Source organism: Flavobacterium sp. (genome assembly GCF_043760115.1).
Lineage (GTDB): Bacteria > Bacteroidota > Bacteroidia > Flavobacteriales > Flavobacteriaceae > Flavobacterium.
The window spans coordinates 1-22,404 of record NZ_JAYUPK010000066.1 but is presented as its reverse complement, the minus strand read 5'-3'; the positions used below and the strand labels follow the sequence as shown (position 1 = coordinate 22,404).

Genomic DNA, 22,404 nt, shown 5'->3' with positions numbered 1-22,404 from the left:
CTCTATTTACTTTTTCTAGACGTTTTTCTACTGTTTCTAAGTCTTTTAGTTGCAACTCGATATCAATAGTTTCTTTGACACGAATTGGATTTACATTTCCGTCAACGTGAATAATATTATCGTTATCAAAACAACGCAAAACGTGAATAATTGCATTACATTCTCTAATATTTGCCAAGAATTGATTGCCTAAACCTTCTCCTTTACTTGCGCCTTTTACCAAACCTGCAATGTCAACAATATCAACTGTTGCCATTTGTACATTTTGTGGTTTTACCAATTCTTCTAAACGATTAATTCTTGGATCTGGTACGTTTACAACTCCAATATTAGGTTCTATGGTACAAAACGGAAAGTTAGCACTTTGCGCTTTTGCATTAGACAAACAATTAAATAAAGTCGATTTTCCTACGTTTGGTAATCCTACAATTCCTGCTTTCATATTATTCTGAATTTAGTTCAGTATCTTTCGATATTAATTTATTCTAAAAGTGTGCAAATATAATCTTAATTATTGTAAATTGTTTGGTTAAATTTTAAATGTATTTTAAATATTTAGTAGGTATGCATACAAAATAGAAAAACTTTACTATATATTTGTTCAACTAATCAAATCAATAACTATTTATGAAAAAAATTACATTTTTATTCTTTCTTTTTTCTTTTACAGCATTATTTTCTCAAAAAGAAATTTCTGGAAAAATTACAGACGCATCTGGCGTAGCACTTGTTGGCGTTAATGTTCTAGAAAAAGGAACGACCAACGGAACCATTACCGACTTTAATGGAAACTACAAAATTAAAGTATCTGAAACTGCTACATTAGTTTTTTCTTATGTTGGTTACAAAACCGTAGAAAAATCTGCTGATGGAAGTAGTACAATTAGTTTATCAATGTCAGATTCTGAAACACTTGAAGAAGTTCAAATTGTAGGTTCAAGAAATGCAAAAAGAACTGTAGTAAATTCGGCAGTACCAATTGATATAATTAGTGTTAAAGATGTTACAACACAAAGTGGAAAAGTTGAAATAAATGAACTTTTACAATATGTTGCGCCATCGTTTAATGCTACAAAACAATCTGGTTCTGATGGTTCAGATCACGTTGATCCTGCATCACTTAGAGGAATGGGTCCAGATCAAACTTTAGTTTTAATTAATGGAAAAAGACGTCATCAATCGTCTTTAGTAAATCTTTTTGGAACAAGAGGTAGAGGAAATACTGGAACCGATTTAAACGCAATTCCTGCAACATCAATTAAAAGAATTGAAATTTTAAGAGATGGCGCAGCAGCACAGTATGGTTCTGATGCAATTGCCGGAGTTATAAATATTGTTTTAAATGACAATGTAAACGAACTAACTGGAGCAGTAACTTATGGAATGTATGATACCAATGCCAAAGGTGATTATTTACTAGGAACACCAAATACTCCAGGTTATAGACTAGACGAAAACGGAAACGGAAATACTTATGGTAAAGACAAAAACTTTGATGGAAATACTACAAAAGTAGGAGTAAATTATGGTGCTAAAATTGGAAAAAATGGCGGATTTGTTAATCTTACATCTGAATATTTTACGAAAGAAAAAACACTTCGTCCTGGATTTGATTTTAGAAAAGGATTTGGCGAAGCCGAAATTAAAAGTTTAAATTTTATGGGAAATCTTTCAATTCCTGTAACTAAAACTATTGATTTTTATGCTTTTGGAGGAAGAAATACAAGAAATACTGATGCTTACGCTTTTACAAGAAATGATGGAGAACGTGTTGTAGAATCTATTTATGCTGGTGGATATACGCCAAGAATTACCTCAGAAATTATTGATAACTCTGTTGCTGCTGGTTTTAAAACTAAAACAAGTAGTGGATGGAATATAGATTTAAGTAACTCATTTGGAAAAAATAAATTTGATTATACAATTAAAGGTACACTTAACGCAAGTTTAGAAGGAAATTCTCCAAGAGAATTTAATGCTGGTGGATTTAGTTTAAGCCAAAATACAACTAACTTAGATTTTTCTAAAAACTTTAAAAGAAGAGAAGATTCTAGTATAAATTTAGCATTTGGTGCTGAATATAGAATAGAAAAATATGCCATTTTTGCAGGAGAAGTTGGTTCTTATGCAACTTATGATACTGCAGGAAATCCGATAACAAATCCTGCAACTCAAACTGCTCCTATTGATCCAATATCTGGAAATCCTAGACCTGGAGGTTCACAAGGTTTTCCTGGTTTTTCTCCAAAAAATGAATTAAATGAAGGAAGAACGAGTAAGTCTGCTTACGCTGATGTAGAATTTGATGTAAATAAAGATTTACTTTTAAGTTTTGCTCTTCGTTATGAAAACTATAGCGATTTTGGAAATACTTTAAATTGGAAATTTGCTTACAGAGTAAAATTAAGTGATAATTTTAATTTTAGAAGTTCTATGAGTACAGGTTTTAGAGCACCATCATTGGCTCAAATTTATTTTAATACTAACTTTACTAATTTTAATGCTGGTGGAGCAACTGAAGTTTTATTATCTGCTAATGAAAGTGCTGTTACTAAAGGTTTTGGAATTGAAAAATTAAAACAAGAAACTTCAATAAATGGTTCTGCTGGAATTACTTATAATGAAGGAAATTTTTCTGCAACTGTAGATGGATATTTATTAAATGTTAAAGATAGAATTGTACTAACAGGATATTTTGATGCAACTGCTTTAAACCTAAATGTTGATGCTGCACAATTTTTTGTAAATGGTGTAAGCACTAAAACTAAAGGTATTGATGTAGTTTTGGCTTGGAAAAAAACTGTTGGAAGTTCTAAATATGGGGTCACTTTTATTGGAAATACTAACAAACTAGAAGTAAGTAAAGTAAACAATAAAAACCTAGATGGAGAAACGTTTTTTGGAGAAAGAGAAATTGCATTTTTAAAAGCATCTGCTCCAAATAGTAAGTTTGGTTTAAATTTAAATTACAATTACAAAGGATTTGATTCTGGATTGGCATTTACAAGATTTAGCAAAGTTATTCTTGTAGATTATGCAGGAATGGATAATGTATATGGAGCAAAAATTGTAACCGATTTAACTCTTGGATACAAAATTATTAAGCAATTAAAACTAAGTGTTGGTGCTAATAATTTATTAAATATTTATCCAGACAAACAAGATGAATCAGGAAATACAGAAGCTGGTGGATATTATGATGCTGTTCAAATGGGATTAAGCGGTGCTTATTACTATGCAAGATTAGGATTTAGTTTCTAATAAAAACAACATTAAAACACAAAATCTCGAGAGTAGTTTCTCGAGATTTTTTTATGCTTTATTTTAAATTATTTGTGTAAATCTTTAATTGAATCTATAATTTCTACTTCCTCTTTAGTAGCAGTTATGCCAGAAACATTCCAATAATCAGTAAGAATTACATTTTTTTTATTAAATAATGTTTTGTCTTTAAAAACATCACTTTCTTTAAAACTATAATTCTGGTTACTAAAATTTGTGGTTACAAAGTAGTTTCTAACTTCAATGTTTTTCTTTCCTTTTTTTTCTATTAAATCAAATCCTATTTCTTCTTTAGAACTCACTAAATAGTAAGCCGAACCATCAAATTTATAAATATTTTTAAAATTAGATTTGTAAATATTTTTAGAGCCAACAGCTGTTTTTTCATCAGATTTAGAAACTGTACTAGGATTTAAAAAAGTTGTAGCTTCTATAATAATTTTTTTCTTATAATCATAAATCACATTCACATCGTCTAGCAAACCTTTGGCTTCATCTAAAGGAATTATTGTTATAATATAATAATCTTTATTAGGAGAATAACCTTTAATTAAAAAATCATAGTCTTTCTTGGCTTTAGGTTCTAAAACAGGATTTAAATATTTAAAATTATAATAATTCTCCATTATATCATTTAAATTGTAACCCAATAAATCATTAGTAACATTTGCATCAACCAATCCAAACGATCTGTTTTGTTCTACTAAAATATCTGTATTAAATTTTTTAGAATATTCAGATATTTGAAAATTCATTAAGCCATCATTATAATAGGAGTACTCGCCATTTATTTTAAAAAATTCTCTACTATAAATTTTTAATCGTGATGGTGTTGTAAGTTTCTTTTTAGAATTTTCAATTAATGACAATAATATTTTCTGAGGATGTTGTTTTGTGATAATAATTTCTTCCAAATCATTAACATTATTCTTTAAAAAAATTATAGTTTCTTTATCTTTTAAGTTGGATAATCTAACTGTAGTTGTAATGTAAGAAGTATGCGAAATTTGAATATTAGTATTTCCATTAAAATCAAAACTTACTTTACCTTCTACATTGCTTAAAAATAATTGTTTTGTTTTTAATAAAACAACCGTTACGTCTTCTATTGGTAGGTTTGTTTCGGCATCTTTTAAAATAATAACCTTATCAACTTTTTGAGCGTGAACAACACCAACTATGATAAGAAAAAATAATACAACAAACTTTTTCATTTACAATATGTTTGAACAAATTTAATAATTTTAACAATAAAACAATACTTTGTAGTTAAAATAAACAAATAATATAAATTTAAAAAATATTAATATGTGAATTTTATAAAATTTAGAAAATATTGTACAACATATACTTTATAGTGATAGTGTAGATTTGTATTGTAAAATAAAACAATTACTTATCATGAAAAATCTAACATTAACTTTGGCTTTAATTTTCGCAGCAAGTCTTTCTCAAGCGCAAAACAAGAATGTTTTAAAAACTACTGAAACTACAACAACAACTATAAAAGATTCTGATGGTGAAAAAAAATTAGTTAAAAAAGAAGAAACTCAAGAAGTTCAAAAAATTGAATTATTAGATGAAAAATCAAATACTTTAAACATTGATACAAAAGAAACTCCTGTTGAAGTTTTAAAAACTACTCAAATCACTAATGCCGATGGATCAACTAGAACTGTAGATGTTGACCGTTCTGGATATTATCAAGGTGATAATAATATGAAATATAAAATTGCTTTGGATTCTAGAGGTTACACAATTGTAACTGATGGAACTAAGAAACCAGATTTATTAAGAAAAACTTCTATAAATACATACATCTATAGAAACAAAAATTCAACTGCAATTAGTTATTTTGATACTGAAGGAAACTTGGTTATTGAAACATACAATGACAAAACTGATGATGTTACAACTAGAAAATATATGAAAGTTAAACAATAATAATTGTTTTAAAAAAGGGAAAAATTGCTATTGAAAAAAAATCCTAAGTGTAATGCTTAGGATTTTTTTGTGCTTAAAATTAATTTACTCATTATGTAAAAAAGCTTGTCTATTTAAAAGAGTTTCTTCACTTTCAACATGATTATCATCTGGAATACAGCAATCTACAGGACAAACTGCCGCACATTGTGGTTCATCATGAAAACCTTTACACTCGGTACATTTTCCTGGAACTATATAATAAATATCGTCTGAAACTGGCGTTTGTGCTGCATCAGAATCAACTTCTGTTCCGTCTGGCAAAATAATTTTTCCTTTTAACTTTGTTCCGTCTTTGTAACGCCAATCATCTGCGCCTTCATATATCGCAGTATTTGGACATTCTGGCTCGCAAGCGCCACAATTTATACATTCATCAGTTATTATAATTGCCATAGTTTCTTAATTTAGGAATTGAAATTTTAAAATTTAGGATTTCAAAATATTCCTAAATACTAATTCTTAAATCCTCAATCCTTTTCTTTATTTTTGCACAAAATTACAATCAAATCTTGTTATAAACAAATAAACAAATGTTACAAAACGATAAATTAAAATGTTTTATAGAACTTGGGAAATTTTTAAGTCAATTTTCTGAAAATGAAACTACTAGAAATGATAGCGTTTTAAATAACGATTTGTTTTTTGATGATTTTAATTCCTTAATTCATTTATCACAATCGCACAACGGTTGGTTTACTCCAAATCAAATTTATTTTGCAATAAAATCGTGGTCAGAAGCATTGAGTGAAGAAAATTTAATTAAATGGATTTCTAAGTATTCCTTCGACTGCGCTCAGGATGACAATAAAAAGTTAAAAACAGTTGGATTAATTTTGGCAGGAAATATTCCCTTAGTTGGTTTTCACGATTTTTTGTCGGTTTTAATTTCTGGGAATTCAGTTTTGATAAAAACATCTTCTAATGATCAAAAACTATTACCATTTTTAGCCAATTATTTAATTTCTATTGATCTAAGAATAGAAGAATTTATAACTTTTACAGATGGAAAATTAGAAAATTTTGATGCTGTAATTGCCACAGGAAGTAACAATACAGCAAGATATTTTGAATATTATTTTAAAGACAAACCAAATATAATTCGCAAAAATAGAAATTCAGTTGCAGTACTTGATGGTTCAGAAACTAACGAACAATTAACACAACTTGGAGAAGATATTTTTAGGTATTTTGGTTTAGGATGTAGAAATGTTTCTAAATTATTTGTTCCTAAAGAGTATAAATTTGATGCATTTTTTGAATCAATTTTTAGCTATCAAGATGTAATTCATTATGAAAAATATGCTAATAATTATGATTATAACAAAGCAGTTTTTTTAATGAGTAATTTTAAATTATTGGATAATGGATTCTTAACCATTAAAGAAGATGCAAGTTACGCCTCACCTATTTCATCTGTTTTTTATGAATATTATAATGATATTGAAGAATTAAAAACAAAATTAAAAAACGAAGAAGATCAAATTCAGTGCATTGTTTCTAATGATTTAGTAGAAAATTCAATTGCATTTGGACAAACTCAAAAACCAAATCTTTGGGATTATGCAGATAATGTTGATACTTTGGAGTTTTTGATTAAAATTTAAACAAATTTTACATTATTATATATAGTTGAAAGTTGTAAAGTTACGTCAACAGATTCTATTGTAAATGTATCATCAATAGAATTCATTTCAGTTAAAAGCCAAGAATCGTCTTGATTTTTAGAGTATTTTATGACTTTTAAAGATTCGCTATCAATTAATATGTAATTTTTTAAAGTTTGAATTTGTCTGTATAGAACAAATTTTTCTCCTAAATCATAATTTCTTGTTGATTTTGAAAGTATTTCAAATAAAACTATAGGATTTGTAATAGTATCAAAGTTGTCATCAGTGAACTGAGGTTCATCACAAATAATACTTATATCTGGATAAGTAAAAAGTGTATTTACTGGTATATTAATTCTTAAATCACTCCCAAATGCATCACATTTTTTTCCTAATAAGTTTGAAGAAAGTGAACCAAAAGTATTTGAAAATATTTTATTATGAGCAAAAGATGCTCCACTCATTGCTTTTATGTTTCCATTAGAGTTTTCAGTTTTATGCAATAAAAAAATTTCGCCTTGAAAATATTCGTGCTTTTCAATTGCTATTCTTTCTAAAGCTAAATATTCTTCAATTGTTATAAATTTTTTTTCCGGAAATCCCATTATAATTTATTTTTCATTACAAATATACTTATTTAAAGTTTTCAAATAGTAATTATGAGTTAATAAATCACTTCAAAATCTTATAAACTAAAACGTTTTTGTTAATAACATCAACTTTCTACTAATAAATAAATTAGGTAAAATAGAATGCTATTTACGAAATTTGCAACATGAATTTCAACATTATTTCACTTTGTAATAAATTTGAAATAGACATTGAAATCAATTTGAAATAAAATAGATATTGAAACTACGTTCACTGAACTCTTATCAGAAATAAAATTTAGTGAAGTAAATAAACTCAGCATAAAAAATGAAAAAACACAACTACAGCGCTGGACCTTGTATTTTACCACAAGAAGTTTTTGAAAAATCGGCACAAGCCATTTTAAATTTTAATAATTCTGATTTATCACTACTTGAAATTTCTCACAGAAGTAAAGATTTTGTAACCGTTATGGACGATGCAAGAGCTTTGGTTTTAGAACTTTTAGGACTTGAAGGAAAAGGGTATCAAGCATTATTTTTAGCTGGCGGAGCAAGTTTAGAATTCTTGATGGTTCCATACAACTTAATGAAAACCGATGGAAAAGCTGCCTATTTAGACACTGGAACTTGGGCAAGTAGTGCTATAAAAGAAGCCAAACATTTTGGAGAAACTGTTGTTGTTGCGTCATCTAAAGAGCAGAATTATAATCATATTCCTAAGGATTTTGTTGTTCCTAGAGATGCTTCATATTTTCATTGTACTAGTAACAATACTATTTTTGGCACACAAATGAAATCGTTTCCTGAACTTGATATGCCAATTGTTTGCGATATGAGTTCGGATATTTTTTCTAGAACTTTAGATTTTTCTAAGTTTGATTTAATTTATGCTGGCGCGCAAAAAAATATGGGTCCAGCAGGAACGACTTTAGTTGTAGTAAAAGAAGAAATTTTAGGAAAATCTGGAAGATATATTCCTAGTATGTTAGATTATCAAAAACATATTACAGCAGAAAGTATGTACAATACACCACCAGTTTTTCCCGTTTATGCTTCGTTTTTAACATTGCAATGGTTAAAAAATTTGGGTGGAATTGCTGCAATTGAAAAAATTAACGAAGCAAAAGCCAATTTACTTTATGCAGAAATTGATAGAAACTGTTTATTTAAAGGTGCTTCTGCAATTGAAGATAGAAGTATTATGAACGCAACTTTTTTATTAAACGACGAAAGTCACGCAGCAACATTTGACAAAATGTGGAAAGATGCAGGAATTTCTGGTTTGCCAGGTCATCGTTCTGTAGGTGGTTATCGTGCTTCAATGTACAACGCTTTGCCACTAGAAAGTGTTCAAGTTTTGGTTGATGTGATGAAGCAGTTAGAAGCTAGTGTTTTGTAAATAGTGACCAATTTACTGGATTATGAGAAAACAAAATAGAAAAATCCAAAAGTTTAGATTGGTTTAGCCCAGATTGAAATGAAAAGTTTTTTTTAAATAAATCCTAATTTTTCTTGACATTAAACTGCGACCAAAGGAAGCACGTTTTATGGCTTAGAAAAATAGTGTTTTTTAGTAAAAACTTGAAATGGAAAGCTGGAAATAGCTTTTAAAAAAAAGATGCTGAAATAAATTCAGCATAAATAAATTCAGCATAAATAATAAGCATCGAAAGATGCTGAACTAAATTCAGCATAAATGAAAGTATTAGCCAACGACGGATTGTCAGAAAGTGGAATTAAAGCATTAGAAAAAGGTGGTTTTGAAGTAATTACTACCAAAGTTGCACAAGAACAAGTTGCCAATTTTATAAACGAAAATAACGTAGATGTTATTTTAGTGAGAAGTGCAACCAAAGTAAAAAAAGATATTATTGATGCGTGTCCTGGGCTTAAAATTATTGGTCGTGGTGGCGTTGGAATGGATAATATTGATGTAGATTATGCTAGAGCAAATGGTAAACACGTTATAAACACGCCAGCATCATCTAGTGAAAGTGTTGCCGAATTGGTATTTGCACATTTATTTAGTGGCGTTAGGTTTTTGCACGATTCTAACAGAACTATGCCACTTGAAGGCGATTCTAATTTTGATGGATTGAAAAAAGCATACGCCAACGGAATTGAATTGCGTGGAAAAACTTTAGGAATTATTGGTTTTGGAAGAATTGGTCAAGCGGTTGCAAAAATGGCACTTGGATTAGGAATGAAAGTAATTGCAAGTGATAAATTTCTTGGAAAAGCAGAAGTAAAAGTAGATTTTTACAATGGTCAGTTTATAAATGTTGAAATTGAAACCGAACCAATGGAAGATTTATTGAAACATGCAGATTTTATTACATTACACGTTCCTGCACAAAATGGATATGTAATTGGTGCAAACGAACTGGCACAAATGAAAGATAATGTTGGTATTGTAAATGCGTCTCGTGGCGGAATCATTGACGAAGTTGCATTGATTGACGCACTTGATAGCAAAAAAGTTTTGTTTGCAGGATTAGACGTTTTTGAAAACGAACCAACACCAGAAATTAAAATTTTAATGCATCCTAAAATTTCTTTAACGCCACATATTGGTGCTGCGACACTTGAAGCTCAAGACCGAATTGGAACCGAACTTGCTGAGCAAATTATGGGAATTCTGAGGTAGAATTGTTAAAGATTTTCTAAATAATAATAAATCTTCAATACTTCCTAAGTCAGCACTAGCGATGCTCAGATTGACATTGTTGTTTTTAATTGTTTTTAACTTTCAATTTATACTTGGAATTTGTGATATGGATTATGTGATTATTTTTTTGGAATTTGGAATTTGGAATTTGGAATTTGGAATTTAAATATTTGTAGAAGTTAGTATACTTTTATACTTTCAATTGTATTGTTTAGTATATTTGTATACCAATTTAAAATAAAATACTATGTTTGAACAACTTACACAATTAGTAAATCAGTTTGGAAACGATGCGGTGGTTAATAATCCTGCTGTTCCAAATGAGCAAAATGAAGCAGTTATGGGCGAAGCCAGTAACTCTATTATAGATTCTTTAAAAAATATGGCTGCTAGCGGAAACATGGAAGGTTTAGGCAAATTATTTCAAGGAGATAATGCTAGCGACACGTCTAATCCTGCTGTTCAAGAAATTACAAATAACTTGACTAACAGTTTAGGCGAAAAATTTGGATTAAGTGGTGATGCAGCTTCTGGCGTTGCTGGAAGTTTAATTCCAAAAGTTTTGGGTTCACTAATTGGTGGTGCAAAAGATCCTAACAAACCAGGATTTAATGTTTCTGATATTATTGGTGCCATTTCTGGTGGAAGTGGAAACAGTGGTGGAATTATGGATGCCGTTTCTAAATATGGTGGACAATTTGGACTAGACCAAAACGCAGATGGAAAAGTAGATATGAGCGATGCCATGGCTGCCGTTTCAGGAAAAACTGGCGGAATGTTTGGCGGATTACTTGGGAAACTTTTTGGAAAGTAAAACTTTTTTCTTTATAATTTAAAACCATCATTTTTTAGTGATGGTTTTTTTGTGGAATTTGAATTAAAAAAATTATACATAGTTACTGTAAATTCTAATAATTATTTTCTATACTGACGAAGGAAGAATTTCCACAAACAATTCAAACGTACCAGTTCAAAAAAAGTATTTAGAGATTCTTCCTTCGTCAGAATGACAAACGATGCGATTACTTTTGTCTTAAACTGGTACAATTATAGTATTTCAAAAAACAATTATGTTTGTTTAAAATAATTTTTCTAGCGAGTACTTTCCATTCTGACGAAGGAAGAATCTTCACAAAAAATTTAAACGAACTAATTCAAAAAAAGTATAACGAGATTCTTCCTTCGTCAGAATGACAAATAGTGAGATGATTTTTATATTTATGTTAAAATTGAATATATACTTTATTAAACATTCCATTTTTTACTAACTTTATAAAAAATAGTCTAATGAAAAAATTATGCTACCTAATTGTAATCTTATTTATTATAATAAGTTGTAACACCAATAAAAATTTGGTTTTAGATAATAAAAAAGATGCAGAAACTAAAAAGTTTTCGGATACTGTTAGAATTGCAAATGATGAACTTGAGTATGAAGTTATAATATTTGAACCTGGTTTTAATTATTGGCTAAATTCTACTGCAAGACCAAGAGGTTTTTATACAGAAAGTTTTCTTGAAGGTAGAAACAGAATTTATGTTGCCGAATGGAACAACAGAGTTATGCAACCACAACTATATAATACTCAATTGTATGAAATGCAAATAAATTATCTACCAAGCATTCATTATGGTTATGAAGTGAATTACTTAATTTATAATTATTTTATTTTCTTTCAAATAAATTATAAACAACAATTGGCAGGATTTGTTCCAAGAATTTAATTGTAGTATTTTTGTGCTTCTTAAAATAGTATGAAAAACTTTAAACAACGCTGGAACATTACTTCTACTTGGCAACTTGTTGTTATAATAATTGTATTCTCAATTACTGGTTCTAGCGCTGCTTATTTGTCTAAACCAGTTTTAAACTTAGTAGGAATTACTAAAGAAAGTGTTTCTATTGTTGGCTATTATTTACTTTATATTGTTTTAATTTTTCCTATTTATCAAGTTTTACTTGTAAGTTTTGGTTTTCTTTTTGGTCAATTTAAGTTTTTTTGGGCATTTGGAAAAAAAATGTTACGAAGTATGAAACTAGGTTTTATTGCCAATTTTTTTGAGAAAAAAAAAGGAACTAATTAAAGTTCCTTACTAAATTTATTCTTCTTTTTTTATTACATAAGTATAAATCCAAGTGAGTGTAAAGGTTGGAATAAAATCGCTAAATGGTAGTATTTCTTCTAGAAATTCTATTATTCCTCCTACTTTACCAATGGTTCCTTTGTACATTGTTGATAGCATGTATCCAGCAATTGGCGCCCAAACTGTATCGGCAAGTTCACCAAAAAATGGAACTAAATAGGTTAACATTCCAATTAGGTCAAAGAGAATTCCTAGAAATAAATTTCGCTGCTTGTTGGATATATTACTTAATTGATCGTTGGTTAGTGTCATTTAATTTTTAATTTGTTTTGTATTGTTGATTCTGCAAAACTAATGCCAAAGTTTAAGACCGACTTGCGTGAAGGATTGAGAATTGTTTGAGCTCTTTTTTATGGAGTGCAACGGAATAAAAAAAGCGAGCGCGAATGCCTGACAGCAATAAAAAAATCCAATTCATTTTTTTTGAATTGGTTTTTTTATTGGTGGCACGCCCAAATAATATTAGATATTAAATTTAGTAGACTTTTATTTTTCTTTTTTTATTAGATTAAAAAAATCATCACGGTTTTCTTTTTCGTTAAAAATTCCACCATATTGTATGGTTGAAGTATAACTGTTTTCGTCTTTTATGCCACGAGAAGAAACACAAAGATGCGCAGCTTCCATAACAACGATAACGTTTTGTGTGCCTAATGAAAGTTTTAAATCGTTAAAAATTTGCATTATTAATCGTTCTTGTACTTGCGGACGACGCGAAAAATAATCTACAATTCGGTTAAGTTTAGACAATCCAATTACTTTTCCTGAGGAAATGTAACCGATGTGCGCTTTACCAAATATTGGTAAAAAATGGTGCTCGCAAGTAGAATTGAAATTTATATTGGCTTCTACCAACATTTTGTCATACTTATATTCGTTTTCGAATAATGATACTTTAGGTTTGTTTTTAGGATCTAGTCCGCTAAACATTTCTTTTATGAACATTTTGGCAACTCGATGTGGTGTTCCTTGAAGACTATCATCGGTCATATCAAGTCCCATTTCTTCCATTATTGCTTTAAAATGTTTTTCTATTGTGACCATCTTTTGGTCGTCAGATTTTTCAAATGCATCTGGTCTAAGTGGCGAATCGGCTGATGTCATTTGATGATTATCGCCAATCAATTCGTAAATCTCTTGTGTGTTCATGGCTGGGTTTGTTTGGAATTTATATTAATTTTTGAGTTTAGATTTAAACTGCGATTGCAATTTTTCTATTTTTGGAGTAATTACATAAGAACAATATCCTTGTTCTTTGTTTTGGTTATAATAATTTTGATGGTAGTCTTCGGCTGGATAAAAAGTTACTGCTGCTGAGATTGCTGTAACAATTTGTTTTCCAAATCCAAATGTATTTTCTTGAAGAAGTAATTGAATGTATTCTTCTGTAAGTTTTTTCTGTTGTTCGTTATGATAAAAAACTTCACTTCTGTATTGTGTTCCAACATCTGCACCTTGTCTGTTTAGCGTCGTTGGATCGTGTGTGGCAAAAAATAGCTCTAATAATTCGCCAAAAGTTACTTTTGATGGATTAAAAACTATTTGAATAGCTTCTGCATGACCAGTTTGTCCTGTACAAATTTCTTTGTAGGTTGGATTTTCAGATTTTCCTCCAATGTAACCAGATGTAACAGATTGAACGCCTTTTATGTTTAAAAAAACCGCTTCTGTACACCAAAAACATCCACCTGCGAAAGTGGCAATTTCATTTCCGTTTTGCATTAATTTTTTTGTTTTTTCTTTATTTATTGTTGAAGATTCTTGCGCGCTAGACATGCAAGAGATATTGCAAAGCGAAAGAAGAAATAGTATTATTTTGTTCATTTATTTTTTTTGTTTAACAAAAATACAAATAAATTAAACAAAAAATGACTTTTAACTAATATTTATTATTTACCTATCTATAAATAAAAGTTATTGTTGATTTATAATTCCATTAAAACTTTGTTTCTTTGTAAAAAACATTCTAAATGATTATTGCTAAAAACATACATAAATATTACGATAAATTACATGTTTTAAAAGGCGTTGATTTACATATTAAAAAAGGAGAAATTGTTTCAATAGTAGGAAGTTCTGGCGCAGGAAAAACTACTCTTTTACAGATTCTTGGAACGTTGGACACTACAAAAAATGAAAGTACAACAGCTTTAGAAATTAATGGTCAAAATGTTTTAAAAATGAAGGATAAGGAATTGTCTAAATTTAGAAATACAAATTTGGGATTTATTTTCCAGTTTCATCAATTGTTACCAGAATTTACTGCTTTAGAAAATGTATGTATACCAGCATTTATTTCTGGTAAAGAAAAAAAAGAAACAGAAATTGAAGCTAAAAAATTGTTAGATTATTTGGGTTTGTCACACAGAATTAATCATAAACCAGGCGAACTTTCTGGTGGTGAACAACAACGTGTTGCAGTTGCCAGAGCTTTAATTAATAAACCTGCAATAATTTTTGCAGATGAACCTTCAGGAAATTTAGATACAGCAAGTGCCGAAAATTTACATCAATTATTTTTTAAACTTAGAGAAGAATTTGATCAAACCTTTGTAATTGTTACTCATAACGAAGAATTGGCAAATATGGCAGACAGAAAATTAATAATGGTTGATGGTTTAATTTCTAATTAAAAAATATTGTATGTTTTTAATACTATTATCTTGGATTTATATACTCTTAACAGCAGTTAATTTAGGATATTTAGTGCAACGAATTGCATTAATTAAAAACAACAATTTTGTAATTACCTCTTTTTTGGGTTTGTTTTTGGCTACTGTTTTAGGATCACTTTTTGCAATTTTTTATAGGATAAATATTGAATTTCATTTAATGTTATTTTCAATTAATTTAATACTAGTGATTAAATTTAAAAATGAAATTAAACAAGTTTACTCCTCATTATTTAAAGAAATTAAGTCTTTCATTTTTCCTTTAAAAATAATATTTGTTACTCTTACACTATTAATTATTGCTCAATGCGCTACAAAACCTTACATAATTGATAATGAGTCTTATTACATACAAACCATTAAATGGATTAACGAATATGGCTTTGTAAAAGGTTTAGCAAATCTTCACCTGTTTTTTGGACAAACAAGTGGTTGGCATATTTCTCAAAGTATTTTTAATTTTTCTTTTTTGTATAAAAATTTTAATGATTTAAGCGGATTTTGTTTATTATTAGGAACTTTATTTTCTATCCAAAAGTTAAATAATTACTTCAAAAATGAATCTAAAATTGATTTAATTTTTGGATTATTTCCTTTAGCAAATGTATTTTTTTTTCAATTTATAAGTGCGCCATCGCCAGATATTGCTGTTTATGTTTTAACATTTATAGTTTTTTATTTATTTATAGAAAATTACAAAGAATGCTCAACATCTAATTTTAATTTAATTTCACTATTAATTTTATATATCTTATTTATTAAGACTATTTCTATTGTTTTAATAATTATTCCTGTCGTACTACTTACTAGAAACTTCAAAATTTTAAAGACCAATTTAATACCAGTTACACTATTTTCATTAATAGTGCTAATTCTTTTTTTAGTTAAAAACATAATTTTAACAGGATATCCATTATTTCCTACCACATTATTTGCAAATGATTCTCTAAATTATGAAGTACCTAAAAATTTGATGGCTTTTTATTTTAATAAAAGTATGCTTTATGAATTTTTCTTAACAACTGAAGAATTAAATTCATTAACCAATTTTCAAATATTTTTAAAATGGATTGGAATGTCTAGATTAGATGGAATTATTAATCTTTCTTCATTACTGATATTATTCATTTCACCTTTATTTATCTATAAATTAATAAATAAAAAATCTATTTGGATACTCTATTTTATAATTATTTTTCAAATGATTGTTCTGTTTTTTAGTTCTCCACAATTTAGATTTTTTATACATTTAATTCTGTTTTTAAGTTTTATAATTTTTGCAAGTTTGTTTTATAAAAAAAGTACCATACTTCAGTTCAATTATCTTTCAATTCTAATGATTATTATAATTTTATTTTTTCCTATTAGCTATAAATCGCTCACTCAAAACAAGTTAATCTCTAAAAACAGTATTTTTTTAATAAACAATTTAGTTTTTCCTCACGATAATTCTAAAGTTAAAAACACCTATCAAAAAATTAAAATTGGAAATTTAATTTACAATTCACCAATTAATAACGATTTCTTTTGGGGAAACGGAAACGGAAAATTACCTTGCGTAAACCAACAACAGCTTGACTATTTTGAGAAATATTTCAACGTAATTCCACAAATGAGAACTACAAATTTAAAAGACGGATTTTACGCCAAAAAGCTTTCGCCAAATGAATAAAAAAGAACTAAAATCATTTCTTGATGAAAAGGTAGAATTATACAACAATCCAAAGTTTATAGAAAGTGACCCAATTTTAATTCCACATCAATTTTCTTTAAAAGAAGACATAGAAATTGCAGCATTTCTATCAGCTACCATTGCTTGGGGAAATAGAAAAATGATAATAACTAATGGACAAAAATTGATGAAGTTAATGGGAAATTCTCCTTATGATTTTGTTATGAGTCATTCTGAAACCGATTTAGAAAAACTAGAAAACTTTGTTCATAGAACATTTAATAGTTTAGATTTAACCACATTTGTAAAAGGATTAAATCACATATACAAAAATCATAACGGATTAGAAGCTGTTTTTTCTAAAAATCAGGAACCACTTTCTATGCAAAAAAGTATTTCTGAATTTAAAAAAATATTTTTTGAAATAGAACACCTCAACCGAACTCAAAAACACATATCCGATCCATTAAATAATTCTGCAGCCAAACGAATCAATATGTTTCTAAGATGGATGATTAGAAACGATAATAAAGGAGTAGATTTTGGACTTTGGAAAACCATTTCAACCGCTTCACTTTCTTGTCCGTTAGATGTTCATTCTGGTGATGTGGCTCGAAAATTAGGATTACTTATTAGAAAACAAAACGATGCCAAAGCACTTTTAGAACTAGACACAAATCTTAGAATTCTAGATAAAAATGATCCAGTAAAATATGATTTTGCTTTGTTTGGACTTGGAGTTTTTGAAAAGTTTTAAATTTGCCACAAAGTCACTAAGTCGCAAAGATTTTTTATTTTTTTAAAAATTGATATTTATTTTTGAAGCTAAATTTTGAATTTGATTTTTGATATTGACCTTGAAATTGATTTTTGAAATTGACATTGATATTGAAAAATTATCCTATTTTTGCTAAACCAAACATAACTCAACAATTATGCTCATTATAGGAATTGCAGGCGGAACAGGTTCAGGAAAAACAACCGTAGTTCACCAAATTATGAACGAATTACCAGAAGCCGAAGTAGGAATAATTTCCCAAGATTCTTATTATAAAGAAACCCATAATTTGGCTTTTGAAGAACGAGCATTAATAAATTTTGATCATCCAAGAGCAATAGATTTTGAACTTTTGGTACAACATCTCAAAGCATTAAAAGCAGGCGAAACAGTAAATCAACCTGTATATTCGTTCGTAACTCACAATCGCACAGACGATACTATTTCTACACATCCTCGAAAAGTAATGATTGTAGAAGGAATTTTAATACTTGCAAATGCCGAACTTCGTGAAATGTTCGACATAAAAGTATTTGTTCACGCCGATTCAGACGAACGTTTAATTCGACGTTTAAAACGTGACATTGCAGAACGTGGTCGCGATATGGAAGAAGTTTTAAACCGTTATCAAACAACGTTAAAACCTATGCATCAACAGTTTATTGAACCAACTAAAGCATTTGCAGACATTATAATTCCAAACGATAAATACAACACAGTAGCCATAGACGTAGTACGTGCCGTAATAAACCAACGCTTAACCTAATGAAAAACTGGTATCAAAATCTCATTGCCGATTATCCATTTCTTAAATTTTTAGGAAGTAGGTACACTTTGGTTTTGATTTTTTTCCTAGTTTGGATGGTATTTCTAGACAACTATTCCTATTTTGACCATCGCGTTTTAAACAAGCAAATAAACGAACTAAAAGATAATAAAAAATACTATAAAGACGAAATAGCCAAAGATGTAAAAAGCATTAAAAACCTTAAAAATCCAGGCGAAACAGAGAAATACGCAAGAGAAAAATACTATATGAAACGCGACAGCGAAGATGTTTACATTATTGATATAGAAGAAGATAGAATTAAAGATAGTATTTTAGAAGCCAATCGCTAGGCATTTTCTTCAATCGCAATTCCTGCTTTACGTTTCAATCTTTCTTGTCTTGAACTTGTTTCAAGATCTTGAAACAAGTTCAAGACAAGAAAAGATTTTCACTACAAACGAAGTTCACTGAACTCCTATGAAAATAGATGCCAGTGAAGTAATCAGGGCTAAAGACCAACTATAAACCAGAATTTCAAAGTACTAACAACCATAAAATACAAAAATTCGTGAGCCATTCCAAAACATTATTTTCAGAGTTCAATCCAGTAACTGCAAAGCAATGGAAACAATTAATTCAGTACGATTTAAAAGGTGCCGATTATAATGAAACTTTGTTATGGGAAAGCCCAGAAGGAATAAAAGTAAAACCATTTTACCACAACGACGAATTTGAAAATAATATTCACGTAAACACAAAAGCAACCGAGTTTAAAATACTGCAAAATATTTTCGTCCATGACGTTGTAAAATCCAATAAACGTGCCTTAGAAACCCTAAATCGTGGTGCAGAAAGTATACGTTTTACAATAGAAAATGAAACCGTTACCATAGAAGATTTAATGAAAAATCTTCCATTAGAAACTACCAATTATTACTTTCATTTATTGTTTCTCTCAATCGATTTCGTTGAAAAATTATCCCAATTTGCAACCAATAATAAAGCCAATTTCTACATTCAAAACGATCCAATTGCACAACTTGTAAAAGATGGAAATTGGTATAAAAACCTAGAATCAGACTTTGAAAAATTAAACAAAATTGTATTTTTAAATTCTCCTCCTTTGGAGGAGTGTCCGCCTTTCGCGGACGAGGTGGAAAAAAAATTAATTTCATATATAAGTATAAACGCAACGATTTACCAAAACGCAGGTGCAAATATGGTGCAACAACTTGGCTTCACACTTGCACATATTAACGAATATTTCAATAGAATTCCATCAATAAATACACCAATAACAATAGAAATTTCTGTTGGAACTAATTACTTTTTTGAAATTGCAAAACTTCGTGCCTTGCGATTACTTTTCAATACATTAGCATCAGAATATAATTATGATTTAGATTGCAACATCATTGTTACACCAACCAAACGAAACAAAACATTATACGATTACAACGTAAACATGTTGCGCACCACAACCGAATGCATGAGCGCAATTCTTGGTGGCGCAAACGAAATTGCCAATCTATCTTATGATGCTATTTATCACAAAGACAACGAGTTTGGCGACAGAATTTCAAGAAATCAGTTGTTGATTATTAAAAAAGAAAGTTATTTTGATAAAGTAAACAATCCAGCAGATGGAACGTATTACATAGAATCAATAACCGAGCAACTAGCCGAAAAAGCACTAACACTATTTAAAGAAATTGAAACCAATGGCGGATTTATTTCTCAATTAATAGCTGGAGCAATTCAAAAGAAAATTCAAGAAAGCGCCAATAAAGAGCAAGAGTTATTTGATTCTGGAAAAGAAATTTTATTAGGAACCAATAAATATCCAAATAAAAACGACAGAATGAAAGACGATTTAGAGCTGTTTCCATTTGTAAAACAAAATCCTAGAAAAACGCTAATAATTCCAATAATTGAAAAAAGATTGGCAGAAAAATTGGAGCAAGAACGATTGAAACTGGAAGAAAGTTAATATAAAATCCTTATATTTGAACATCAAATAAACTACTTATGGAAGCAATACGACAAATAGTTTCGGTTAAAAATCACTCAATAAATATCATTTTACCAGATGATTTTAATGCTGACGAAGTTGAAGTTATAATCATGCCAGTTCAAGATAATAATTTTGTTATTCCACAATGGCAAATAGATGAAGTTAGAGAACGTACAATTAATTATTTAAAAAATCCAAATGAAGCTACTGATATTGAAGATTTTTTAAAAGAAATTGAAAATGAATTATAAAGTTATAATAGTTAAAGAAGCTAAAATTGATTATAAAAAATCTTTTTTTTGGTATAAAGATATTAATCCAAAATTAGCAACTAGATTTAATTCATCTTTTAAGGAAAGTTTATCGATTATCAAAAAAAATCCGTTATTATTTCAAATCAGATATGATGAAATTAGAGTAAAAATATTTACTTCATTCCCATATGCGATTCATTATTCCGTAAACGATAATTATATTGTAATTAAATTAATTTGTCACACCTCAAGAGATGGTAAATTAAATATATTTTAAAACTAGTTATTAAATTGAGAAAAAACATCCAACATATAAAGTTAGAAACTGGAAGTAAGAAGTTAGAAGTTTCTAATAAAGAAGATTTCCTAACCGCCGAAGGCATCGAACTAAAACCAACCTATTCTAAAGAAAATCTTGACGGAATGGAACATTTAGATTTTGCAGCAGGTTTGGCACCAAATCTTCGTGGACCATATTCAACAATGTTTGTTCGCAGACCTTGGACCATTCGTCAATATGCAGGATTTTCTACTGCCGAAGAAAGCAATGCTTTTTACAGAAGAAATCTTGCCGCAGGACAAAAAGGTTTATCCATAGCATTCGATTTACCAACGCATCGCGGTTACGATTCTGATCACGAACGAGTAGTTGGCGATGTAGGAAAAGCTGGTGTTGCCATAGATTCTGTGGAAGATATGAAAGTATTGTTTGACCAAATTCCACTAGACGAAATGTCGGTTTCTATGACAATGAATGGTGCAGTTTTACCCATTATGGCTTTTTATATTGTCGCTGCCGAAGAACAAGGAGTTGCACCAGAATTACTTTCTGGAACGATTCAAAATGATATTTTGAAGGAATTTATGGTTCGAAATACCTATATTTATCCGCCAACGCCATCAATGAAAATTATTGCAGATATTTTTGAATATACAAGCAAGAAAATGCCAAAATTCAATTCTATTTCTATTTCTGGTTACCACATGCAAGAAGCTGGAGCAACTGCCGATATTGAACTAGCGTATACTTTAGCTGATGGTTTAGAATACATTCGCACCGGACTTTCAACTGGAATGAAAATTGATGAGTTTGCACCAAGATTATCGTTTTTTTGGGCAATTGGTATGAATCATTTTATGGAAATTGCGAAGTTGCGTGCTGGACGAATGTTGTGGGCAAAACTGGTAAAACAATTCAATCCAAAAGAGGAGAAATCATTGGCATTGCGAACACATTGTCAAACATCTGGTTGGAGTTTAACAGAGCAAGATCCGTTTAATAATGTGGCGCGAACAACAATTGAAGGTTTGGCTGCAGCACTTGGCGGAACACAATCTTTGCACACCAATGCACTTGACGAAGCCATTGCATTACCAACCGATTTCTCTGCAAGAATTGCCAGAAACACTCAAATATATTTACAAGAAGAAACCAAAATTACCAAAACGGTCGATCCTTGGGCTGGAAGTTATTATGTAGAAAGTTTGACCAAAGAAATTGCCGATAAAGCTTGGGAATTAATTCAAGAAGTTGAAGAATTGGGCGGAATGACAAAAGCCATAGAAGCTGGAATTCCAAAATTGCGAATTGAAGAAGCAGCAGCAAGAAAGCAAGCCAGAATTGATAGTAGTCAAGATATAATTGTTGGTGTGAACCAATTCAGATTAGAAAAAGAAGATCCATTACATATTTTAGATGTTGATAATCAAATGGTTCGTAGGCAACAACTAGAACAATTAGATAAAATAAAAGCAACTCGAAATGCCGAAAAAGTTGCCGAATGTTTGGCAAAATTAACTACTGCTGCAAAGAACTATACTGAAAATAGAACAGATCCTGATTTGCATCAGGATAATAATTTACTAGAAATTGCAGTTGAAGCAGCCAGAAACAGAACTACATTAGGCGAAATTAGTGATGCACTAGAAGTAGCTTTTGGAAGATACAAAGCACAAATTAAAAC

At 29.4% G+C, this 22,404-nt stretch carries 24 protein-coding genes; 17 read left to right on the top strand and 7 right to left on the bottom strand.

Features of this window, described 5'->3' with window-relative positions:
- A partial coding sequence (locus ACH2BC_RS05710) for a GTPase (protein WP_395053025.1) occupies positions 1-442 on the bottom strand: 442 nt, incomplete at its 3' end.
- Between the two features lie 185 nt (positions 443-627).
- Here ACH2BC_RS05710 and ACH2BC_RS05705 point away from each other — a divergent pair.
- Positions 628-3,261: a TonB-dependent receptor domain-containing protein gene (locus ACH2BC_RS05705; RefSeq protein ID WP_395053024.1), complete on the top strand. Its 2,634-nt coding sequence runs from the start codon at positions 628-630 to the stop codon at positions 3,259-3,261.
- Between the two features lie 68 nt (positions 3,262-3,329).
- Here ACH2BC_RS05705 and ACH2BC_RS05700 read toward each other — a convergent pair whose 3' ends face one another.
- Entirely contained in the window at positions 3,330-4,496 is a 1,167-nt protein-coding gene (locus tag ACH2BC_RS05700; protein ID WP_395053023.1) for a hypothetical protein, read from the bottom strand.
- Between the two features lie 187 nt (positions 4,497-4,683).
- On the opposite strand from ACH2BC_RS05700, the gene ACH2BC_RS05695 reads away from it, so the two are divergent.
- Positions 4,684-5,226, top strand: a complete 543-nt coding sequence (locus tag ACH2BC_RS05695; RefSeq protein ID WP_395053022.1) for a hypothetical protein — start codon at positions 4,684-4,686, stop codon at positions 5,224-5,226.
- A gap of 84 nt (positions 5,227-5,310) precedes the next feature.
- On the opposite strand, the gene ACH2BC_RS05690 is transcribed toward ACH2BC_RS05695, so the two are convergent.
- On the bottom strand, positions 5,311-5,661 hold the full coding sequence (locus tag ACH2BC_RS05690) for a 4Fe-4S dicluster domain-containing protein (RefSeq protein WP_395053021.1): 351 nt from the start codon (positions 5,659-5,661) through the stop codon (positions 5,311-5,313).
- A gap of 137 nt (positions 5,662-5,798) precedes the next feature.
- On the opposite strand from ACH2BC_RS05690, the gene ACH2BC_RS05685 reads away from it, so the two are divergent.
- Positions 5,799-6,872, top strand: a complete 1,074-nt coding sequence (locus tag ACH2BC_RS05685; RefSeq protein ID WP_395053020.1) for an acyl-CoA reductase — start codon at positions 5,799-5,801, stop codon at positions 6,870-6,872.
- Here the strand turns inward: ACH2BC_RS05685 and ACH2BC_RS05680 are convergent.
- Positions 6,869-7,480, bottom strand: coding sequence for a Uma2 family endonuclease (locus tag ACH2BC_RS05680; protein ID WP_395053019.1), 612 nt, complete (start codon positions 7,478-7,480; stop codon positions 6,869-6,871). The genes ACH2BC_RS05685 and ACH2BC_RS05680 overlap by 4 nt on opposite strands.
- Positions 7,481-7,793: 313 nt before the next feature.
- Here ACH2BC_RS05680 and serC point away from each other — a divergent pair, with 313 nt between their 5' ends.
- The 5 genes from serC (at position 7,794) to ACH2BC_RS05655 (ending at position 12,221) form a co-directional block, all read left to right on the top strand.
- Positions 7,794-8,867, top strand: a complete 1,074-nt coding sequence (gene serC / locus ACH2BC_RS05675) for a 3-phosphoserine/phosphohydroxythreonine transaminase (protein ID WP_395053018.1) — start codon at positions 7,794-7,796, stop codon at positions 8,865-8,867.
- Between the two features lie 297 nt (positions 8,868-9,164).
- Entirely contained in the window at positions 9,165-10,115 is a 951-nt protein-coding gene (locus ACH2BC_RS05670; RefSeq protein WP_395053017.1) for a D-2-hydroxyacid dehydrogenase, read from the top strand.
- 268 nt (positions 10,116-10,383) lie between these two features.
- Positions 10,384-10,950 (top strand): hypothetical protein, encoded by a 567-nt coding sequence (locus ACH2BC_RS05665; RefSeq protein ID WP_395053016.1) that lies wholly within the window; start codon positions 10,384-10,386, stop codon positions 10,948-10,950.
- A gap of 473 nt (positions 10,951-11,423) precedes the next feature.
- Positions 11,424-11,861 (top strand): DUF6146 family protein, encoded by a 438-nt coding sequence (locus ACH2BC_RS05660; RefSeq protein WP_395053015.1) that lies wholly within the window; start codon positions 11,424-11,426, stop codon positions 11,859-11,861.
- A 30-nt stretch (positions 11,862-11,891) separates the two neighbouring features.
- Positions 11,892-12,221, top strand: coding sequence for a DUF6787 family protein (locus tag ACH2BC_RS05655; RefSeq protein ID WP_395053014.1), 330 nt, complete (start codon positions 11,892-11,894; stop codon positions 12,219-12,221).
- Positions 12,222-12,236: 15 nt separating this feature from the next.
- Here the strand turns inward: ACH2BC_RS05655 and ACH2BC_RS05650 are convergent, their stop codons facing one another.
- From ACH2BC_RS05650 to msrA, 3 genes are all read right to left on the bottom strand, one after another.
- A complete protein-coding gene (locus ACH2BC_RS05650; RefSeq protein WP_395053013.1) occupies positions 12,237-12,533 on the bottom strand; it encodes a hypothetical protein in 297 nt (98 codons plus the stop codon).
- A gap of 234 nt (positions 12,534-12,767) precedes the next feature.
- Positions 12,768-13,430 (bottom strand): GTP cyclohydrolase I FolE, encoded by a 663-nt coding sequence (folE, locus tag ACH2BC_RS05645; protein ID WP_395053012.1) that lies wholly within the window; start codon positions 13,428-13,430, stop codon positions 12,768-12,770.
- Positions 13,431-13,454: 24 nt separating this feature from the next.
- Positions 13,455-14,105, bottom strand: coding sequence for a peptide-methionine (S)-S-oxide reductase MsrA (gene msrA, locus ACH2BC_RS05640; protein ID WP_395053011.1), 651 nt, complete (start codon positions 14,103-14,105; stop codon positions 13,455-13,457).
- Positions 14,106-14,251: 146 nt separating this feature from the next.
- Here msrA and ACH2BC_RS05635 point away from each other — a divergent pair, with 146 nt between their 5' ends.
- The 9 genes from ACH2BC_RS05635 to scpA all read left to right on the top strand — a co-directional run.
- Positions 14,252-14,914 (top strand): ABC transporter ATP-binding protein, encoded by a 663-nt coding sequence (locus tag ACH2BC_RS05635; RefSeq protein WP_395053010.1) that lies wholly within the window; start codon positions 14,252-14,254, stop codon positions 14,912-14,914.
- Between the two features lie 10 nt (positions 14,915-14,924).
- Positions 14,925-16,625: an LIC_10190 family membrane protein gene (locus ACH2BC_RS05630; RefSeq protein ID WP_395053009.1), complete on the top strand. Its 1,701-nt coding sequence runs from the start codon at positions 14,925-14,927 to the stop codon at positions 16,623-16,625.
- A complete protein-coding gene (locus ACH2BC_RS05625; protein ID WP_395053008.1) occupies positions 16,618-17,382 on the top strand; it encodes a TIGR02757 family protein in 765 nt (254 codons plus the stop codon). Before ACH2BC_RS05630 ends, ACH2BC_RS05625 begins: the two co-directional genes overlap by 8 nt.
- A 178-nt stretch (positions 17,383-17,560) precedes the next feature.
- Positions 17,561-18,169, top strand: a complete 609-nt coding sequence (gene udk, locus ACH2BC_RS05620; RefSeq protein WP_395053007.1) for a uridine kinase — start codon at positions 17,561-17,563, stop codon at positions 18,167-18,169.
- Positions 18,169-18,522 (top strand): septum formation initiator family protein, encoded by a 354-nt coding sequence (locus ACH2BC_RS05615; protein ID WP_395053006.1) that lies wholly within the window; start codon positions 18,169-18,171, stop codon positions 18,520-18,522. The genes udk and ACH2BC_RS05615 overlap by 1 nt, the downstream gene beginning before the upstream one ends.
- Before the next feature lie 218 nt (positions 18,523-18,740).
- On the top strand, positions 18,741-20,162 hold the full coding sequence (locus ACH2BC_RS05610) for a methylmalonyl-CoA mutase subunit beta (RefSeq protein ID WP_395053005.1): 1,422 nt from the start codon (positions 18,741-18,743) through the stop codon (positions 20,160-20,162).
- Positions 20,163-20,200: 38 nt separating this feature from the next.
- A complete protein-coding gene (locus tag ACH2BC_RS05605) occupies positions 20,201-20,437 on the top strand; it encodes a hypothetical protein (protein WP_395053004.1) in 237 nt (78 codons plus the stop codon).
- Positions 20,427-20,717 carry a type II toxin-antitoxin system RelE/ParE family toxin gene (locus tag ACH2BC_RS05600; RefSeq protein ID WP_395053003.1) on the top strand — a complete coding sequence of 97 codons (291 nt, stop codon included), beginning with the start codon at positions 20,427-20,429 and terminating at the stop codon, positions 20,715-20,717. Before ACH2BC_RS05605 ends, ACH2BC_RS05600 begins: the two co-directional genes overlap by 11 nt.
- Positions 20,718-20,731: 14 nt before the next feature.
- The coding region (scpA, locus tag ACH2BC_RS05595) for a methylmalonyl-CoA mutase (protein WP_395053002.1) at positions 20,732-22,404 on the top strand (1,673 nt) is incomplete at its 3' end.

Bases quoted from the DNA above. Each gene is read 5' to 3' on its own strand.
- ACH2BC_RS05705 (WP_395053024.1), top strand. From the start codon at position 628: ATGAAAAAAATTACATTTTTATTCTTTCTTTTTTCTTTTACAGCATTA.
- ACH2BC_RS05700 (WP_395053023.1), bottom strand. From the start codon at position 4,496: ATGAAAAAGTTTGTTGTATTATTTTTTCTTATCATAGTTGGTGTTGTT.
- ACH2BC_RS05695 (WP_395053022.1), top strand. From the start codon at position 4,684: ATGAAAAATCTAACATTAACTTTGGCTTTAATTTTCGCAGCAAGTCTT.
- ACH2BC_RS05690 (WP_395053021.1), bottom strand. From the start codon at position 5,661: ATGGCAATTATAATAACTGATGAATGTATAAATTGTGGCGCTTGCGAG.
- ACH2BC_RS05685 (WP_395053020.1), top strand. From the start codon at position 5,799: ATGTTACAAAACGATAAATTAAAATGTTTTATAGAACTTGGGAAATTT.
- ACH2BC_RS05680 (WP_395053019.1), bottom strand. From the start codon at position 7,480: ATGGGATTTCCGGAAAAAAAATTTATAACAATTGAAGAATATTTAGCT.
- serC (WP_395053018.1), top strand. From the start codon at position 7,794: ATGAAAAAACACAACTACAGCGCTGGACCTTGTATTTTACCACAAGAA.
- ACH2BC_RS05670 (WP_395053017.1), top strand. From the start codon at position 9,165: ATGAAAGTATTAGCCAACGACGGATTGTCAGAAAGTGGAATTAAAGCA.
- ACH2BC_RS05665 (WP_395053016.1), top strand. From the start codon at position 10,384: ATGTTTGAACAACTTACACAATTAGTAAATCAGTTTGGAAACGATGCG.
- ACH2BC_RS05660 (WP_395053015.1), top strand. From the start codon at position 11,424: ATGAAAAAATTATGCTACCTAATTGTAATCTTATTTATTATAATAAGT.
- ACH2BC_RS05655 (WP_395053014.1), top strand. From the start codon at position 11,892: ATGAAAAACTTTAAACAACGCTGGAACATTACTTCTACTTGGCAACTT.
- ACH2BC_RS05650 (WP_395053013.1), bottom strand. From the start codon at position 12,533: ATGACACTAACCAACGATCAATTAAGTAATATATCCAACAAGCAGCGA.
- folE (WP_395053012.1), bottom strand. From the start codon at position 13,430: ATGAACACACAAGAGATTTACGAATTGATTGGCGATAATCATCAAATG.
- msrA (WP_395053011.1), bottom strand. From the start codon at position 14,105: ATGAACAAAATAATACTATTTCTTCTTTCGCTTTGCAATATCTCTTGC.
- ACH2BC_RS05635 (WP_395053010.1), top strand. From the start codon at position 14,252: ATGATTATTGCTAAAAACATACATAAATATTACGATAAATTACATGTT.
- ACH2BC_RS05630 (WP_395053009.1), top strand. From the start codon at position 14,925: ATGTTTTTAATACTATTATCTTGGATTTATATACTCTTAACAGCAGTT.
- ACH2BC_RS05625 (WP_395053008.1), top strand. From the start codon at position 16,618: ATGAATAAAAAAGAACTAAAATCATTTCTTGATGAAAAGGTAGAATTA.
- udk (WP_395053007.1), top strand. From the start codon at position 17,561: ATGCTCATTATAGGAATTGCAGGCGGAACAGGTTCAGGAAAAACAACC.
- ACH2BC_RS05615 (WP_395053006.1), top strand. From the start codon at position 18,169: ATGAAAAACTGGTATCAAAATCTCATTGCCGATTATCCATTTCTTAAA.
- ACH2BC_RS05605 (WP_395053004.1), top strand. From the start codon at position 20,201: ATGGAAGCAATACGACAAATAGTTTCGGTTAAAAATCACTCAATAAAT.
- ACH2BC_RS05600 (WP_395053003.1), top strand. From the start codon at position 20,427: ATGAATTATAAAGTTATAATAGTTAAAGAAGCTAAAATTGATTATAAA.